The 16,004-nt window shown below is 71.9% G+C and carries 17 protein-coding genes; 13 read left to right on the top strand and 4 right to left on the bottom strand.

All coding sequences use genetic code 11. The features are described from left to right. Nucleotides 1–28 precede the first annotated feature (28 nt). The 3 genes from C4K88_RS03440 to C4K88_RS03430 all read left to right on the top strand — a co-directional run bounded on the left by C4K88_RS03440 (nucleotide 29) and on the right by C4K88_RS03430 (nucleotide 3,149). Nucleotides 29–628, top strand: a complete 600-nt coding sequence (locus C4K88_RS03440; protein WP_438502321.1) for a GNAT family N-acetyltransferase — start codon at nucleotides 29–31, stop codon at nucleotides 626–628. 264 nt (nucleotides 629–892) lie between these two features. Then, nucleotides 893–1,777, top strand: a complete 885-nt coding sequence (locus C4K88_RS03435) for a hypothetical protein (protein WP_146065601.1) — start codon at nucleotides 893–895, stop codon at nucleotides 1,775–1,777. Nucleotides 1,778–1,841: 64 nt separating this feature from the next. Further along, nucleotides 1,842–3,149, top strand: a complete 1,308-nt coding sequence (locus tag C4K88_RS03430; protein WP_104120188.1) for a phosphotransferase family protein — start codon at nucleotides 1,842–1,844, stop codon at nucleotides 3,147–3,149. A 15-nt stretch (nucleotides 3,150–3,164) separates the two neighbouring features. Here C4K88_RS03430 and C4K88_RS03425 read toward each other — a convergent pair whose 3' ends face one another. Together C4K88_RS03425 and C4K88_RS03420 are read right to left on the bottom strand one after the other, a co-directional pair. Then, nucleotides 3,165–4,040: an alanyl-tRNA editing protein gene (locus C4K88_RS03425; RefSeq protein WP_104120187.1), complete on the bottom strand. Its 876-nt coding sequence runs from the start codon at nucleotides 4,038–4,040 to the stop codon at nucleotides 3,165–3,167. 36 nt (nucleotides 4,041–4,076) lie between these two features. After that, nucleotides 4,077–4,559: an Lrp/AsnC family transcriptional regulator gene (locus tag C4K88_RS03420; protein ID WP_174705200.1), complete on the bottom strand. Its 483-nt coding sequence runs from the start codon at nucleotides 4,557–4,559 to the stop codon at nucleotides 4,077–4,079. Between the two features lie 164 nt (nucleotides 4,560–4,723). Between C4K88_RS03420 and C4K88_RS03415 the strand changes: the two genes are divergently transcribed. The 10 genes from C4K88_RS03415 to C4K88_RS03370 all read left to right on the top strand — a co-directional run bounded on the left by C4K88_RS03415 (nucleotide 4,724) and on the right by C4K88_RS03370 (nucleotide 14,309). Then, nucleotides 4,724–5,965, top strand: coding sequence for an MFS transporter (locus C4K88_RS03415; RefSeq protein WP_104120185.1), 1,242 nt, complete (start codon nucleotides 4,724–4,726; stop codon nucleotides 5,963–5,965). A gap of 75 nt (nucleotides 5,966–6,040) precedes the next feature. Next, nucleotides 6,041–6,979, top strand: coding sequence for an N-acetylglucosamine kinase (locus C4K88_RS03410; RefSeq protein WP_104120184.1), 939 nt, complete (start codon nucleotides 6,041–6,043; stop codon nucleotides 6,977–6,979). 186 nt (nucleotides 6,980–7,165) lie between these two features. Beyond that, complete coding sequence (locus C4K88_RS03405; protein WP_104120183.1) at nucleotides 7,166–8,317, top strand: ABC transporter ATP-binding protein; 1,152 nt, start codon at nucleotides 7,166–7,168, stop codon at nucleotides 8,315–8,317. 2 nt (nucleotides 8,318–8,319) lie between these two features. Further along, on the top strand, nucleotides 8,320–9,015 hold the full coding sequence (locus C4K88_RS03400; protein WP_104120182.1) for an ABC transporter permease: 696 nt from the start codon (nucleotides 8,320–8,322) through the stop codon (nucleotides 9,013–9,015). Beyond that, nucleotides 9,015–9,761 carry an ABC transporter permease gene (locus C4K88_RS03395; RefSeq protein ID WP_104120181.1) on the top strand — a complete coding sequence of 249 codons (747 nt, stop codon included), beginning with the start codon at nucleotides 9,015–9,017 and terminating at the stop codon, nucleotides 9,759–9,761. Before C4K88_RS03400 ends, C4K88_RS03395 begins: the two co-directional genes overlap by 1 nt. Then, a complete protein-coding gene (locus C4K88_RS03390; RefSeq protein ID WP_104120180.1) occupies nucleotides 9,758–10,726 on the top strand; it encodes an ABC transporter substrate-binding protein in 969 nt (322 codons plus the stop codon). Before C4K88_RS03395 ends, C4K88_RS03390 begins: the two co-directional genes overlap by 4 nt. Before the next feature lie 80 nt (nucleotides 10,727–10,806). After that, nucleotides 10,807–12,024, top strand: a complete 1,218-nt coding sequence (locus tag C4K88_RS03385) for a pyridoxal phosphate-dependent aminotransferase (protein WP_104120179.1) — start codon at nucleotides 10,807–10,809, stop codon at nucleotides 12,022–12,024. A 29-nt stretch (nucleotides 12,025–12,053) separates the two neighbouring features. Next, entirely contained in the window at nucleotides 12,054–12,908 is an 855-nt protein-coding gene (locus tag C4K88_RS03380) for a PPK2 family polyphosphate kinase (RefSeq protein WP_104120178.1), read from the top strand. A gap of 83 nt (nucleotides 12,909–12,991) precedes the next feature. Continuing rightward, complete coding sequence (locus C4K88_RS03375; protein WP_104120177.1) at nucleotides 12,992–13,828, top strand: formate/nitrite transporter family protein; 837 nt, start codon at nucleotides 12,992–12,994, stop codon at nucleotides 13,826–13,828. A gap of 103 nt (nucleotides 13,829–13,931) precedes the next feature. Then, nucleotides 13,932–14,309: a glyoxalase superfamily protein gene (locus C4K88_RS03370; protein WP_104120176.1), complete on the top strand. Its 378-nt coding sequence runs from the start codon at nucleotides 13,932–13,934 to the stop codon at nucleotides 14,307–14,309. 28 nt (nucleotides 14,310–14,337) lie between these two features. On the opposite strand, the gene C4K88_RS03365 is transcribed toward C4K88_RS03370, so the two are convergent. Further along, nucleotides 14,338–14,574 (bottom strand): exodeoxyribonuclease VII small subunit, encoded by a 237-nt coding sequence (locus C4K88_RS03365; RefSeq protein WP_104120175.1) that lies wholly within the window; start codon nucleotides 14,572–14,574, stop codon nucleotides 14,338–14,340. Nucleotides 14,575–14,689: 115 nt separating this feature from the next. Then, nucleotides 14,690–15,991 carry an exodeoxyribonuclease VII large subunit gene (xseA, locus tag C4K88_RS03360; protein ID WP_241521693.1) on the bottom strand — a complete coding sequence of 434 codons (1,302 nt, stop codon included), beginning with the start codon at nucleotides 15,989–15,991 and terminating at the stop codon, nucleotides 14,690–14,692. Nucleotides 15,992–16,004: the final 13 nt, after the last annotated feature.

Here is a 16,004-nt window from a genome sequence, read left to right as displayed (position 1 = left end):
CGCCGTGTGGTCGGCAGCCAGCTGGCCCGTGACCCTCAGGACCGGATCGCTGGTCCTCAGGCCCATCCGCCACAGGGACAAGGCAGTCTGGACGGCGTTGCGGCAGCGCAACGCCGCCTGGCTGGCGCCCTGGGAGGCCTCGAGTCCCGATCCGGAGGGCTTCCTGCCCACCTACCACCAGATGGTGCGATCCCTCACCGCCCAGGCGCGCGCCGGTGCGGCGCTGCCGTTCCTGATCACGGAGCAGCAGCCAGGGTCCCGGGACGCCCGCCTCGTGGGGCAGCTGACGGTCTCGGGCATCACGTGGGGATCGGCGATGACGGCCACCCTCGGCTACTGGGTCGATGCCGAGCAGGCCGGCCGGGGCATCGCTCCGACGGCGGTCGCGCTGGCCACCGACTACTGCTTCCGGGATCTCGGGCTGCACCGGATGGAGATCAACATCCGCCCCGAGAACCGGGCGAGCCTGCGGGTCGTGGAGAAGCTGCACTTCCGCGACGAGGGCCTCCGCCCGCGGTTCCTGCACATCGCGGGTCAGTGGGCCGACCACAGGAGCTTCGCCCTGACCGCCGAGGACGTGCCGCGGGGTCTGCTCGGCCCGTGGCTCGAGAGCCGACGGGCCCGGTAGAGCCCGGCAGCGCGGTGGATGCCGGGAACGGCATATCAGGCGCCGACACCCCGGTACCAATGCTGACGCGGGACGCCATGTGCTACTACGGTTCTGAGGGTGGTCTTTTCTCTGGATAGCTCGTTGGTGCTCGCAGCAATCGTCGGCATGTGGCTGGTGTGGGTGGCCCCGTTCGTCCTCGGCAGGACCACGCCGGCCTTCGCCGGGACCAGACGCCGGACGTCGACGACCGGGACATCCCGTCCCGGAGGGAGCAGAATGACCATGACCGCACCGCAGGACGATGAACGCCGGCCCGAGATCCCCCAGGCCGTGCGCGGGGCAGCGCCGGGTCCGGCTGCGGTCCGTGCCGGCACGACGACGTCCCGGAAGCAGCCCTCCACCCTCCGATGGGGGCGCCTCGCCGTCGCCCTGACGGGCCTGCTCTGCCTTGTCGGCTCGCTGGTGACCCTCGTGCTCGGCGTCCTGGGCGTCGTGTCCCTCCTCCTCCCGCTGGCCTGCCTCGGCGGGGCGGCCGCGTCCGTCGCGGTCCTGCGGATGCTCGCCGTGCGCGCCCGGCGTGACCGCGTGAACCGCGCGTTCGCCGATGCCATGGCTCCCGTCCGGGACGTCGCCCCCGACGAAGCCCCCCGAACGGCCCAGGCCGAGCCGGCGCCCGCCGCCCCCGCGCGCCCGACGGTCCTGTTCGACGCCGAAGGGACCCCCGCGCGTCCGCTGACCGCCATGGAGCGGCGGACCGCCGCCCTGGCCGGCGCCCACGGCTCGTCCGTCGTGGACGTCCGTGACGGCGCACCGGCGGAGGACGCGGATCCGGTGGACGACGGACGCACCGCACCGACAGACCCGACGGCGTCGGCCGTGCAGGCCGTGCTCGCGCCGGCGTCCGCGGCATGGGCGCCCGTCGAGGTGCCGCGCCCCACCTACGTCGGTGCTGCGAAGGCCGAACGCCAGGCCCCCGCGCCCCTGGACCTGCCGGAGGCCCCGAAGGCCGCGTCGAACACACTCATCAAGACATCCGAGGCCGCCGCTCGCGTCGCGGCGACCGCCGCGGACGGCGCCGACAGCGTCATCCCCGGCCCCACGCACGACGCCGCCCCCGCGACGGGACGCATCAACCTCGACGACGTGCTGCAGCGTCGGCGGGCCTGACGGCCCCGGCATGACACCGCAGCCGACGACGGACCGGCTCCCGTAGGATCCCGCCGGGCAGCGCATGAAGGCACGGGACACCCGCACCACCCGCGAGCAGGACGTCATCACGCTCCTGGGGTCGGACGCGCCGGAGGACGTCCTGCGGCGTGTCCTCGCCGGCGCGGGGTGGGACCTCGGCGCCTGGCAACTCACCGCCCTGCATCACCGCCCCGGCGCCGGGGCCACCGGCGTCTTCTCCGTCGAGGCCGCCCCGGGGGCCGTGGGGCGCTGCGGGGCCGGGCCGCAGCGCCGCACGGCCCCCGGGGCGGTTCCCACGCACGCCTGCATCACCTCCTACCCGCTCCCGCACACTCCGGACGGGGTCACGGTGGTCCACCGGCGCGGCGCCGACCTCTCCGCGTGGGTCCACCCCGGCGATCCGCTCCTGCCCGGGCTTCCCGCGGCCCTCGACCCCGGAGCAGCCACGCCGTTCGCCTTCGGCGCCGGGTACGATCCTGCGGCGACGCTCCTCGAGCTCAGGAGCTACCGGCCCCTGCGCCGTGCCGTGGTGCTCGCGCGGAACGGGGACGAGCGGCGCTACCTCAAGGTGCTCCGGCACGGGGCAGCGGCCCCGCTCGCCGAGCGGCACCGGACGCTCCGGGCCGCGGGCGTGCCCGCCCCCGCCCTGGCCGCCGAACCGCGGCAGGACGTCGTCGCCATGCACGCGGCTCCCGGCACGCCGCTCGCCGAACTCCTCATGCGGGACGGCGCGGAGGACGTCGAGCCGGAGGCCCTCCTGCGGGTCCTCGCCGCGCTGCCGGCCGAGGTCCTCTCACTGCCCGCCCGGCCGCCCTGGGCGGCCAGGATCAGGGACTACGGGGAGGGGGCCGTGGCGGCGCTGCCGGGGCGGGCCGGGCGGATCCGCCGTCTCGCCGAGGACATCGATGCCCTGGTCCGCTCCAGCGACAGCGGCCCCCGCGTGCCGACGCACGGCGACTTCTACGAGGGGAACCTCCTGATCGCGGGCGGGTCGGTGTCCGGGCTCCTGGACGTCGACGCCGTCGGGCCCGGACACCTCGTGGACGACCTCGCCTGCTTCCTCGGGCACCTCGCCGTCCTCCCCGCACTGCACGACGGCTACGCCCGGGTCCCGCAGACGCTCGCCCGCTTCCAGCAGGCCTTCGACCGGCGCGTGGACCCGGTGGCCCTCAGGAGCCGCGCGGCCGCCGTCAGCCTCACCCTCGTCGCCGGGGCGCGACGGCGCCCGGAACGCCGGCAGGGCGCGGACGGCGCCGCGGGGGCGCACAGCGTGTCCGAGGCGATGTCCCGCCTGCAGGTCGCCGAGCAGTTCCTGGCCGACGCGCGGCGCCTCCGGGCCGGGAGCGTCTGAGCTCCGGGGACCTCCTCAGTCCGGCGCGGGAACGCCGACCCGCGTGTCCATCCGCAGGACCGGCGTCCCGTCAGCATCGGCGAGCTCCAGCCGCACGGTCACGTCCACGCCGGTGAGGGACGTCAGGTGGGTGCCGCCGCACGGGATCCCGGCCCGTTCCCCCGGCAGGTCGCAGATCCAGCGGCGCCGGTCGGTGAGCCCGCCACCGTCCGCCTCGATGCCGATGGCGGCGCCGGTGGCCGTCCAGGCCGCGAGCGTGGCGTTCACAGCCGCGGCCGTGGCTTGCGGGTCGAGGTCCTCGACGGTGAAGCCCTTCCGCCGCAGCGACTTCCCGAGCCGGTACCGGTCGAGGGACCCGAATTCGCCGATGACCGTCGTGTCGATCGCCAGCGCGTCGAAGTTCGGTGCACCGAGGGCATCGGACGCCACGTCCTTCTTCCAGCGGCCGGCCAGCGCCCGGTTCAGCGCGAGCGAGGCCAGGTGGCACCCGGTGTGTCCGGCGGACACGGCGGCGCGGTGGGCGGCGTCGACCCGCACGACGACGTCGTCGCCCTCCACCGGGCCGTTCCCGCCGCCCTCGATCAGGTGCACGACGACGAACGCCCACCCCTCGGTGCCCTTCCGGACGGGGGAGTCCGCCCCGAGGTGCAGGGTGGTGCCGTCGGTCGCGCCGACGACGCAGTCGGTCACCTCCCAGCGGCGCGTGCCGACCTCAAGCGTGCCCCGGTCGGCGCCCTGGTCCGGCCAGGCGTGGTCCACCGGGTGGAAGGCGGTGTTCTCCAGCAGGACGGCCGTCCGGTCGCCATGGGCCTCGACGTGCAGGACCCGGGAGGCGGCCTCGGTGGCTCCGGCAGGGTAGGTGACGCGGGTGTCGGTGGTGGGCAGGGTCATGGGGTCTCCTCGACGTGGTGCGTGATGGGGCGTCGCTCAGCTGTCCGCGGGACGCTGGGCGAGCCGCTCGAGCAGGGGCTCGGTGCGGTAGGGGATGTGCTCGTGCAGGGCGAGGACCGTCTCGGTGCGGATGACGCCCTTGATCCTCAGGACGGACCGCAGTGCGGCCTGCAGGTTGTGGGTGTCGGTGGCCGCGACCCTGCACCAGACGTCGCCACGGCCGGAGATCTCGTGCACCTCGAGGACCTGGTTCAGGGTGCGGAGCCCGGCGATGACGCCGTCGAGTTCGCGGTGGGACACCTCGATGGTGATAAAGGCGACGACGTCGTAGCCCAGCGCCTCCAGGTCCAGCTCCCGCCCGCTGTGGCGCAGGGTCCCGGCACGCAGCAGCCGGCGGATACGGGACTGCGCCGTGTTCCGGGCCACGCCGAGCAGCTCGCTCAGTTCGCTCACCTGCGCGCGCGGGTCCCGCACGAGGGCGAGCAGCAGCCGCAGGTCGAGGTTGTCCAGCTTGCTCACGACGCTCACTTCCGGTCAGTCGGTTCTTGTCGTGTTGCGCATCGCGATCAGAAACCCGTCATGCAACACAGCACAGCAGTCAGTCCGCATCATCCTAGAGGGGGACGTGCACGAGCGTACCCGGGGCAGCGCCCGTCCAGGCGCAAGCGAGGAAAAGTGGTGGGATGAGCGTTCTCGATGAGCTGCGGATGAGGCCGACGGCGGCCGGGGCACGTCGGTGGGATGCATCGCTCGCCGTCCGACTCGTGCTCTCCGTGACCGTGATCTCGACCCTCCTGATCGGTGCGAACCTCGCGACCCCGCTCTACCCGCTCATCCAGGCCGAGCTGGGGCTCTCCCCGTTCGCCGTCACCGTGGCGTTCGCGTCCTACGTCGTGGCCCTGATCGGCGGGCTCGTCCATGCCGGCCACTGGTCGGACCACATCGGACGGCGCGCCGCCCTCGTCCTCGCCGTCGTCCTCGGGCTCCTCGGGGCCACGCTCTTCGCCGCCGCCACGTCGCTGCCCATGCTCGCCGCCGGGCGCATGCTCCAGGGCGGCGCCGTCGCCCTGGCGACGGGTGCCAGCGCCGCCGCGCTCCGCGACCTGCTCCCCGCCCGCCCCGACTGGGCGTCCCGGTTCACGCTCCTGGCCTCCGCCGGCGGGGTCGCTGCGGGCCCGGTGATCGGGGGACTGCTCTCGCTCCTGCCCTCGCCGACGAGGACCCCCTTCCTCGTGTACCTCGTGGTCCTGGCGAGCCTCCTCGTCCCCCTCCTGCTGCTGCGCGCACGCCCGGCGATCAAGCCGGTCGTGACCGGCAAGCCCCTGGCCGTCCTGCGCCCGCGCAGACCGGCCGTGTCGAAGGATGCGCGCCGGTCCTTCTGGACGGCGTCCTCCGTCGGGTTCCTCAGCTTTGCCGTGTTCGGGTTCACCCTGAGCCTCGCCCCCACCTGGTTCGCCGGCATCGCCGGGACCACCTCCCGTCCGCTGATCGGCCTCCTCGCCGCGCTCGTGCTCGGCGCGTCCGCCATCAGCCAGCTCGTCTCGCCCCGCGGCCGGTTCGTGGTCCCGGTGGGTCTGGCCGGCATGGCCGTGGGCGTGGGCCTGCTGCCCGTCGCGCAGCAGACCGGCAGTCTGCCCCTGCTGGTGGGAGCGTGCCTCGTCGCCGGGTTCGGCCAGGGCATGGCCTTCCGGGTGGTCTTCAACGAGGTCTCCGTGAAGGTGGCCCCGGCCCTCCACGCACAGACCGTCAGCGCCGTCTACGTCATCACGTACCTCGGCAGTGCCGTCCCGGTCCTCGGCCTCGGCGCCGCCGCCGGCGTCTGGGGCCTCGACGCCTCGGTCACCGTGTTCGCGCTGGTGATCAGCGCAGTCTGCGGTGTCCTCGCCGTGGGCTCGCTGGTCCTCCGTGCCCGTGCGGCACGCTGACGCAGCCGCTTGCGTGCCGGCGCTGACCAGGCCGGCCCCGGCGGCTCACGTCCCGCCGGTTTGTAGGCTGTAGGCATGCCCGAGACCCCCGCGCCAGCCGCTGCCCGCTCCTCCGCCGACTCCCGCACGGACCACGCGCAGCTCGTCGTCGGCCTCGACATCGGCGGGTCCAAGACCCACGGCGCGCTGTGGCGTGGCGACCGGCTCGTAGCGGAGGCGAAGGCCGGGAGCGCGAACGTCCAGAACGTCACCCCCGAGGACGCCGCCCGCAGCCTCGGCGGGCTGTTCCACGACCTCCGGGCCCACGCGGACGGAAGCCCGGTCACGCGCGTCATCGCCGGCTCCGGGGGAGTGGACACTCCGGCCGACGCCGACCGCCTCCGCGCGCTGATCGCTGCCCACGCGCCGCACGCGGCCGTCGAGGTCGTGCACGACACCCGCCTCATCCTCGCCGCAGGCGGTGCCACCACGGGCATCGCCGTCATCGCGGGCACCGGCTCCGTGGCGTGGGGAATCACCCCCGACGGCCGCCAGGCCCGCTCCGGCGGGTGGGGGTACCTCCTCGGCGACGAGGGCAGCGGGTACTGGGTGGCCCGCGAAGCCGTCCGCCGGGCCCTGCACCGCCACGACACCGGACTGGCCCCGGACGCGCTCGACGCCGCGGTCCTCGCCCTCAACGGCATCACCGAGCCCACGGAACTCATCGGCCTGTTCCATTCCGACGCCGGACGCACCTACTGGGCGGCGCAGTCCCGGGCCGTGTTCGACGCCGCACACGATGGCGAGCCCGACGCCGCCGCCATCCTCGACACCGCAGCCGCCGATCTCGCGCGCCTCGTGCTCGACGTGGCGTCCGTGATCGGGGTCCCGGGGCCCGTGGTGCTGGGCGGTGGGCTCGTGATGCACCAGCCGGCACTGCAGGACCGCCTGCGGGCGCGGCTCGCGGCGGCGGGCATTCCCGACGTCGTGGTGCTCGCGAAGGACCCCGTGATGGGCGTCAGGTTCCTGATGTGACGCACGCTGCACCCACCCGTAGTCTTGCCTGCTCCGAACGCTTGGTTAGACTCAGAACCTCCGACAGCTTGAACTGACCGCTGCGCGCCCCGCGCAGCGACATACCAGACGGCAAGCCGGAACCGCTTGGGCGGTCCGCGGGCGCAGCCCGGCCGAGAAGCTCCTGCCACGAAAGGCACAGCTGCCATGACATCCCCCGAGCAGGACGACACGCGGCACCAGATCGAGTTCCGCTCCGTCACCAAGACCTACGACGGCGGCCGGCCCGCGGTGGACGACCTCACCCTGGACATCGAGCGCGGGAAGATCACCGTGTTCGTGGGCCCTTCGGGCTGCGGCAAGACCACCTCCCTGCGCATGATCAACCGGATGGTGGAACCGACGTCGGGCAGGATCCTCGTCGACGGGCAGGACATCTCCCAGCAGAAGGCCGCCGAACTCCGCCGGTCGATGGGCTACGTCATGCAGTCCTCGGGCCTCCTGCCGCATCGGTCCGTCCTGGACAACATCGCCACCGTCCCGCGCCTCAACGGCGTCCGGAAGGCCGAGGCGCGGTCCCGCGCGCAGGAACTCCTCGCCGTCGTCGGCCTCGCCCCCGAGCTGGGCGGGCGGTACCCGGGCCAGCTCTCCGGCGGGCAGCAGCAGCGCGTCGGGGTCGCCCGGGCGCTCGCCGCCGATCCGCCGATCCTCCTGATGGACGAGCCCTTCAGCGCCGTGGACCCGGTGGTCCGCGCCGAACTGCAGGAGGAGTTGCTGCGCCTGCAGCGCGACCTCGCGAAGACCATCGTCTTCGTCACCCACGACATCGACGAGGCGACGATCCTCGGCGACAAGGTGGCCGTGTTCGCCGTCGGCGGCCGCCTCGCGCAGTACGCCGCTCCCGAGGAGATCCTCCGCGCCCCCGTCGACGACTTCGTGGCCGGCTTCGTGGGACGCGACCGCGGGTTCCGCCACCTCTCCTTCCAGCCCGGCGCCGACGTCGCGATCCACCCCGTCGAGACCATCGAGGTCGACCAGCTCGCCGACCCGACCGTCTCGGTTCGCTCGCCGTGGACGCTGCTGGTCGACGCCGACGGCCGCCCGCACGGCTGGGTGCCCCAGGCCACGCGCGGTGGGATCACCCGGCAGGCCGACGCCGTCCCCGGAGGATCTCTCTACACGCGCGGCGACACCCTGCGGCGGGCGCTCGACGCCGCGCTGTCCTCGCCGTCGGGCCTGGGCGTGACGGTCGACGACGACGGCCGCGCGGTGGGCGTCGTCCACGCCGCCGAGGTGTTCGAGCTCATCGAGGCCGCGCGGCTCGTCCGCGGCCGCGCCGACCACAACACGGCGGTCTGACGATGGACTGGTTCCTCGCCAACCTCGACTTCATCTGGCTGCACACGCGCCTGCACCTCTACCAGGCGGTCGTCCCGCTGGTCCTCGGGCTGATCGTCGCGGTGCCCGTCGCGCAGTTCGCCCGCCTCAACGCCGTGGTCGGATCGGTCCTGCTGACCGGGTCCTCGATCCTCTACACGATCCCGTCCCTGGCGATGTTCGTGTTCCTGCCCGTAGTGCTGGGCACCCGGGTCATCGACCCCGTCAACGTCATCGTGGCTCTCGCGATCTACGCCTTCTCGCTGCTCGTACGTGCCACGCTCGACGCCCTGAACTCGATCGACGACGGCGTCCGGCAGGCCGCCGTCGCCATGGGCTACACGCCCGTCCGCCGGTTCCTGACCGTGGACCTCCCGCTCGCGCTGCCGGTCCTGTTCGCCGGTCTGCGCGTCGTCTCGGTCACCAACATCTCCCTCGTCAGCGTCGGCGCCCTGATCGGCGTGCCCAGCCTCGGGACCCTGTTCACGGACGGGCTCTTCCGGTCCTTCCCCACCGAGATCGCCGTCGGGATCATCATCATCCTGTTGCTCGCGCTCATCCTGGACCTCCTGCTCGTGCTCGCCGAGCGGCTCCTGACGCCGTGGACGCGGAAGGTCGCCGTCAAGGGCGCGCCGGATGCCGAGATCATGGCACTCCAGGCAGAAGTGGCGGGTTCCTGATGGACTACACGAGCGACAACCTCTTCGTGCAGATGTGGCAGTGGCTGACGGCCCCCGCCAACTGGGAAGGGGAGCGCGGCATCCCGATGCGCGTCGCCGAGCACCTCGGCTACACGGGCCTGACCATGCTCATCGCACTGGCGATCGCCGTCCCCATCGGCCTCTACGTGGGCCACACGGGCCGCGGCCGCGTCGTGATCGTCTCGGGCGTCGGTATTCTCCGCGCCCTGCCGACGCTCGGCCTGGTCTTCCTGTTCGTCCTGCTCACGGGTCTCGGCCTCATGCCGCCCATCTGGGCCCTCGTGCTGCTCGCCGTGCCGCCCCTGCTCAGCGGGATCTATGCCGGCATCTCCTCGGTGGACCGCGCCGTGGTCGACGCCGCGCGGAGCATGGGCATGGCGGAAGGGCAGATCCTGCTGCGGGTCGAGGTACCCAACGGGCTCCCGGTGATCCTCGGGGGCGTGCGTGCCGCCCTGCTGCAGGTCGTGTCGACGGTCGCCGTCGTCGCATTCATCAATCTGGGCGGGCTCGGGGTCTATCTCGTGGAGGGGACACAGCTCGCCGACTACGGGCGCCTTTTCGGCGGCGCCGTGGTCATCACGGTCCTGGCGATCATCGTCGATCTGCTCATGGGACTGCTGCAGAGAATCGTCGTCTCACCCGGGCTCCGCACCCCGGATCGGGTGAGGCCCACAGGATCTGGCCGGCAGAAGGCCGTCGCCAGTGCACAAGGAGGAACAACATGAAGAACCTGTCAGTACGACGCGCCCGACGGCGCGCTTTGATGGGACTGGCTGGCGGCCTGACGGCCGCGCTGGCGTTGACTGCCTGCGGTGCGAACAGCGACCCCCAGGGCGACCCGCAGGAATCGGCCGCCGCGGAAGGAGGATCCGTCGTCGTCGGGTCGGCGGACTTCCCCGAGAGCCAGATCGTCGCCGAGATCTACGCCGGCGCGCTCAACGCCGCCGGTGTGGAGGCCACCACCAAGCTCAACATCGGGTCGCGGGAGATCTACTACACCGCCCTCGAGGACGGCTCGGTGGACATCGTCCCCGACTACAGCGGCAACCTGCTGCTCTTCGCCGATCCGGAGGCGACCGCCGAATCCGCCGAGGACATCGTCGCTGCCCTCCCGGACGCGCTGTCCGCGAAGTCGCCCGACGTCAAGCTCGAGGTACTCGAGCCCTCGAAGGCCGAGAGCAAGGACGCCCTCGTGGTGACCGCGGCGACCGCCGAGAAGTTCGATCTCACGTCGATCGAGGATCTCGCGAAGGTCTGCGACCAGATCACCATCGGCGCGCCCAGCACGTTCCAGGAGCGCGCCTACGGGCTGCCCGGCCTCAAGGCGAAGTACAACTGCGAGCCCGGCGGGTTCGAGGCCATCAATGACGGCGGCGGGGACATCACGCTCAACGCCCTCCTGGACGACACCGTGCAGGCCGCGGACATCTACACGACCACGCCGTCGATCGAGGACAACGACCTCGTGGTCCTCGAGGACCCGGAGGACAACTTCATCGCGCAGCAGGTCCTGCCCCTGATCAACACCGACACCGTGAACGAGGACGCCCGCAACGTCCTCAACGAGGTGTCGGCCCAGCTGACCACGGACGACCTGCTCGCCCTGAACCGTGAGGTCAGCGGCGAGGAGAAGCGGAACCCCGCGGACGCGGCGGCCGACTGGCTCGCCGAGAAGAATCTCGCCGGCTAGGTAGGCAGCCCGCCGGCAGGGGCCCGTCGCACGGCATCGCAATGCCGCGCGGCGGGCCCCTGCTGTGGCATCCTGAAGAAATGGCCACCTACAAGCAATCCGGCAAACTCCAGAACGTCCTCTACGACATCAGGGGGCCGCTGCTCGAACACGCCATGACCATGGAGGCCCAGGGCCACCGCATCCTGAAGCTCAACATCGGGAACCCCGCGCCGTTCGGCTTCGAGGCGCCCGACGCCATCCTCGTGGACATGATCCGCAACCTGCCCGAGGCGCAGGGCTACAGCGACTCCCGCGGCATCTTCTCGGCGCGCACCGCCGTCGTGCAGTACTACCAGAGCCGCGGCATCAACTCGATCGACGTCGACGACGTCTACCTCGGCAACGGGGTCAGCGAGCTCATCACGCTGTCCATGCAGGCCCTGCTGAACGCCGGCGACGAGATACTGATCCCCACGCCGGACTACCCCCTCTGGACCGCGTCCGTGGCCCTCGCCAGCGGCACGCCCGTCCACTACCTCTGCGACGAGGACAACCACTGGTGGCCGGACCTCGAGGACATCGCGGCCAAGATCACGCCCAACACCAAGGGCATCGTGCTCATCAACCCGAACAATCCCACCGGCGCGGTGTACCCCAGGAGCATCCTCGAGGGCATCGTGCGTCTGGCGCGGGAGCACGGGCTCATCGTGTTCGCCGACGAGATCTACGAGAAGATCCTCTACGGCGACGCCGTGCACATCAATGCCGCGTCCGTCACGGGCGACGACGTCCTGTGCCTGACCTTCAGCGGCCTGTCGAAGGCGTATCGGATCGCCGGTTTCCGCAGCGGCTGGATGGCCATCTCCGGGCCCAAGCGCGACGCCGCCGACTACATCGAGGGCATCAACCTCCTCGCCAACATGCGCCTGTGCGCGAACGTCCCGGCGCAGCACGCCATCCAGACCGCGCTCGGCGGTCACCAGAGCATCAACGACCTCATCCTGCCCGGCGGGCGGCTGCGGCAGCAGCGCGACAAGGCCGCACAGCTGCTCAACGCGATCGACGGCGTGAGCTGCGAAGTGGCGCAGGGTGCCCTGTACCTCTTCCCGCGGCTCGACCCCGAGGTCTACCCGATCGCGGACGACGAGAAGTTCGCCCTGGACCTCCTCAAGCAGCAGAAGATCCTGATCTCGCACGGCACGGCCTTCAACTGGGTGGCTCCCGACCATTTCCGCATGGTGACGCTGCCGAGCGTCGAGGTGATCGAGGACGCCATCGGGCGCCTCGCGGACTTCCTGTCCACCTACAAGCCCTGAGCAGTCCCGCCCCACCGACAGGAGTCCCCATGCCGAACGGAACCGAGAGCACCGCCGAGACGCGGCGGCTCCTCCTGGCCGGGCCGGATTTCGCGCTCGACGCCGTCGACCCGCGGTCCACGCCCGGGTTCGACGGCGGCAAGAAGGAGGGGGCGGCGGCCCTCGCCGCGGGAGCGGACACGCTCGCGTCCCTGCAGGAGAAGCTTTTCGCCGAGAGCCGGGCCGGCAGCGATATCGCCGTGCTGCTCATCCTGCAGGGGATGGACACCTCCGGCAAGGGCGGGGTCGTCCGGCACGTCGTGGGGCAGGTGCACCCGCAGGGCGTGCAGCACTACGCGTTCAAGGCCCCCACCGAGCAGGAGCAGCAGCACAGCTTCCTCTGGCGCGTCCGAAGGCAGCTGCCCGCGCCCGGCATGCTCGGGGTCTTCGACCGGTCGCACTACGAGGACGTCCTGATCCACCGCGTGCGCGCGCTGTCGCCGGCGGAGGAGGTGGAGAAGCGGTACCGGGCCATCCGGACGTTCGAGGACCAGGTGGTGGGCGCGGGCACCCGGGTGGTCAAGGTGATGCTGCACATCAGCCAGGACGAGCAGAAGGCGCGGCTCGCCGAGCGCCTCGACCGCAAGGACAAGTTCTGGAAGTACAGCCCCGACGACATCGAGGACCGCGCCCTCTGGCAGCAGTACCAGGAGGCCTACCAGGTGGCCGTCGAGCGGACGAGCACACCGGACACCCCCTGGTACGTCGTGCCCGCCGACCGCAAGTGGTACGCGAGGCTCGCGGTCCAGCACCTGCTCACCGCGACGCTCGAGGACATGCAGCTGAGCTGGCCGCGGGCATCGTTCGATGTCGCCGCCGAGCAGGAGCGGCTGCACTCCTCCTGACCCGCCGAGGCGGGAGACGACGGAGCATTCCAGCTGTCCCGCCGACCCGGCGGTGCGGCGGACGACGAAGCACGAAGGGACCCATGAGCGAGGAACGCAGGCGGGAACTCGGGGCGTCGGACGCGCCGGTCGAGGACGAACTCAAGGAGTCGTTCGACGCGACGGTGAATGAGGGGGCCGAACGGCTCCAGCGGACCCTGCGGGCCGTCGTCGTCACCGGGTTGTTCGGCGGTTTCGAGATCGGGCTCGGGATCATGGCGTATCTCGCCGTACTGCACGAGACCGGGAACGAGCTGCTCGCGGGGCTCGCCTTCGGCGTCGGGCTCGTCGCGCTGCTCCTGGCGCACAGCGAACTGTTCACCGAGAACTTCCTGATGCCCGTCGCCGCGGTCGTGGCGAAGGAGGGCAGCATCGCGCAGCTCGCCAAGCTGTGGGGCGGCACGCTCGTCGCGAACCTCGTGGGCGGCTGGATCTTCGTCTGGATCGTCATGCAGGCCTTCCCCCAGTGGTCGGCGACCGTGAGCGAGTCCGCGCACCATTACGTGGACCCGCCGTTCTCCGTCCAGACCGTGGCCCTGGCCGTCCTGGGCGGGAGCACCATCACCCTGATGAGCCGCATGCAGCAGGGCACCACGAACGACGTCGCGAAGATCGTGGCGACCATGATCGGCGGCTTCCTGCTCGCCGGGCTCGGGCTCTTCCACTCGATCCTCGACTCGCTGCTGATCTTCGCCGCGATCCACTCCGGCGCTGACGTCGGATACGGCCAGTGGCTGGGCTTCTTCGGCTACACGCTCCTGTTCAACATGCTGGGCGGACTCGTCCTCGTCACCCTCCTGCGGCTCGTCCGCACGAAGGAGCTGATCCAGCAGCGGCGCGACGAAGCGCCCGCTGACCCGGACGCGGCGCGCGGCCGGTGACTCCTGGTGGTCGCCGGACGGAGTCCTTGCCGCCGGCTGACGCGGACCGTCCCTGACCGCGTCTCGTCCTACCCTTGAGGCTCCGCCGAGGAGGGAGACCATCATGGACTGGAAGATCGAACTCGTGGACGTACCGGTCAGCGACGTCGACCGCGCCATCGCGTTCTACCGCGACCAGGCCGGGTTCACGCTCGACCATGACCACCGGGTCGGGGAGGGCGTGCGCTTCGTACAGCTCACCCCGCCCGGATCCGCCTGCTCCATCGTGTTCGGTGAGGGGATCAGCGAGATGGCGCCCGGCTCGCAGCGCGGCATCCAGGTCGTCGTGGCGGACGCCGAGCGTGCGCGCGTCGAGCTCCTCGGCCGCGGGGTGGACGCGAGCGACGTCGACGACCAGCCGTGGGGGAGGTTCGTGCGCTTCGCGGACCCCGACGGCAACGCGTGGGCGCTGCAGGAGCTGCCCGCGAAGCCCTACTCCTGAGGCCTCTCTGCAGGCGGCGCGCCCGGCGCTACTGGCCCTCGGCCTTGTCCCGGGCCGCGGCCAGTCTCACCTTGGCGCCCTCGAGCCACGCCTCGCAGCGGTCGGCGAGGGCCTCGCCGCGCTCCCAGAGCGCGAGGGACTCCTCGAGGCTCACGCCCCCGGCCTCGAGCCGGGACACGACGCCGACGAGTTCCTCCCGGGCCTGCTCGTAGGACAGCGTGTCCACCGCGGTGGGATTGGTGTCGGGCTGCTGGTTGTCCGTCATGGCATGGTCCTCGTCTGCTGGGTGGCCCGAGCGCGGGGCCGGGTGGATGTCAGGGGATCGTCGGGGGTGGGTCGTGCGCGCGCCGGTTCGTCACGACGCGTCCCGCGGCCGTCCGTCACGACGCCTCCTGCGGCGCGGGAGGATCGTCGATGACGGCACCCAGCAGCCCGCCGGCGATGCGGATCCGCACGGCATCTCCTCGCTCCACGTCCTCGGGTGTCCTCACGACATGACCGTCGGCGCGCTGCACGACCGCATACCCGCGGTCCAGCGTGTTCTGGGGCGAGAGCGAACGGACGCGCTCGCGGAGGTGGTGGACGGCGTCGGCGTCGCGCTCCACCGCGACCGTCATGGAGCGTAGGGCGCGCGAGCGCAGACGCTCGACGTCGGCCTGCCGCACGTCGATCATCCCCTCGGGCCTCGCCAGGGAGGGGCGGGAACGGAGGTTCGCGAGGCTCTCGCCCTCGCGGTGCACGAGGACGCGGATCGACCGTTCGAGGGCGGCACGCGCCTGGCCGATCCTGCCGAGCTCCTCCGAGACGTCGGGGACCACGCGTTTCGCGGCGTCCGTCGGGGTGGAGGCGCGGAGGTCCGCCACCTCGTCGAGCAGGGGGCGGTCCGCTTCGTGCCCGATCGCGCTGACCACGGGCGTGGCGGCCCGGGCGACGGCCCTGACGAGCGACTCGTCGCTGAACGGCAGGAGGTCCTCCAGGGCGCCGCCGCCGCGGGCGATGATGATGACGTCCACATGGGGGTCGGCGTCGAGCGCGGCCAGCGCCCCGGTCACCTGCGCCACGCTGTTCACGCCCTGGACGGCGACCTCCCGTACGTCGAACTCCACGGCCGGCCACCGCAGCGCCGAGTTCCGCAGGACATCCTTCATGGCGTCCGAATCGCGCCCGGTGATGAGCCCGATGCGGTGGGGGAGCAGCGGGAGGCGCTTCTTGCGCGCGGAGGCGAACAGGCCCTCCGCGGCGAGCGACTGCCGCAACCGTTCGATCCGCGCGAGGAGTTCGCCGATCCCGACGGGCCGGATGTCGATGGTCTGCATCGACAGCCGGCCGGTCTTGACCCAGAAGTCCGGTTTGAGACGCGCCACCACGCGGGAGCCTCGGTCGAGGGGGGAGGAGACGCGGTCCATCACGCTGCCATAGACGGACAGCGAGAGCGACACCTCGGTGTCGACGTCCCGCAGCGTGATGAAGCACATGCTCGCGCGGCGGTTGAGCTCGATGACCTGCCCCTCGACCCACGCCGCGGGGGCCCTGTCGATGTGCGCCTTCAGCTTCTCGGACAGCAGATGGAGCGGCCACGGGGAATCCGGCGACGTCTCCGCCGCAGTGGCCGGGACGGTCGACGCCGGGCGTGCCTCGTCGGCGTCACCGGCGGGCCGTGCCCTGATGCCCTCGCTCGTCATGGGTGTCCTGTCC

The organism is Arthrobacter pityocampae (assembly GCF_002927275.1).
GTDB classification, from domain to species: Bacteria; Actinomycetota; Actinomycetes; order Actinomycetales; family Micrococcaceae; genus Arthrobacter_D; species Arthrobacter_D pityocampae.
Note: the sequence above shows the minus strand (reverse complement) of the source record. Positions and strands in the feature narration are given on the sequence as shown.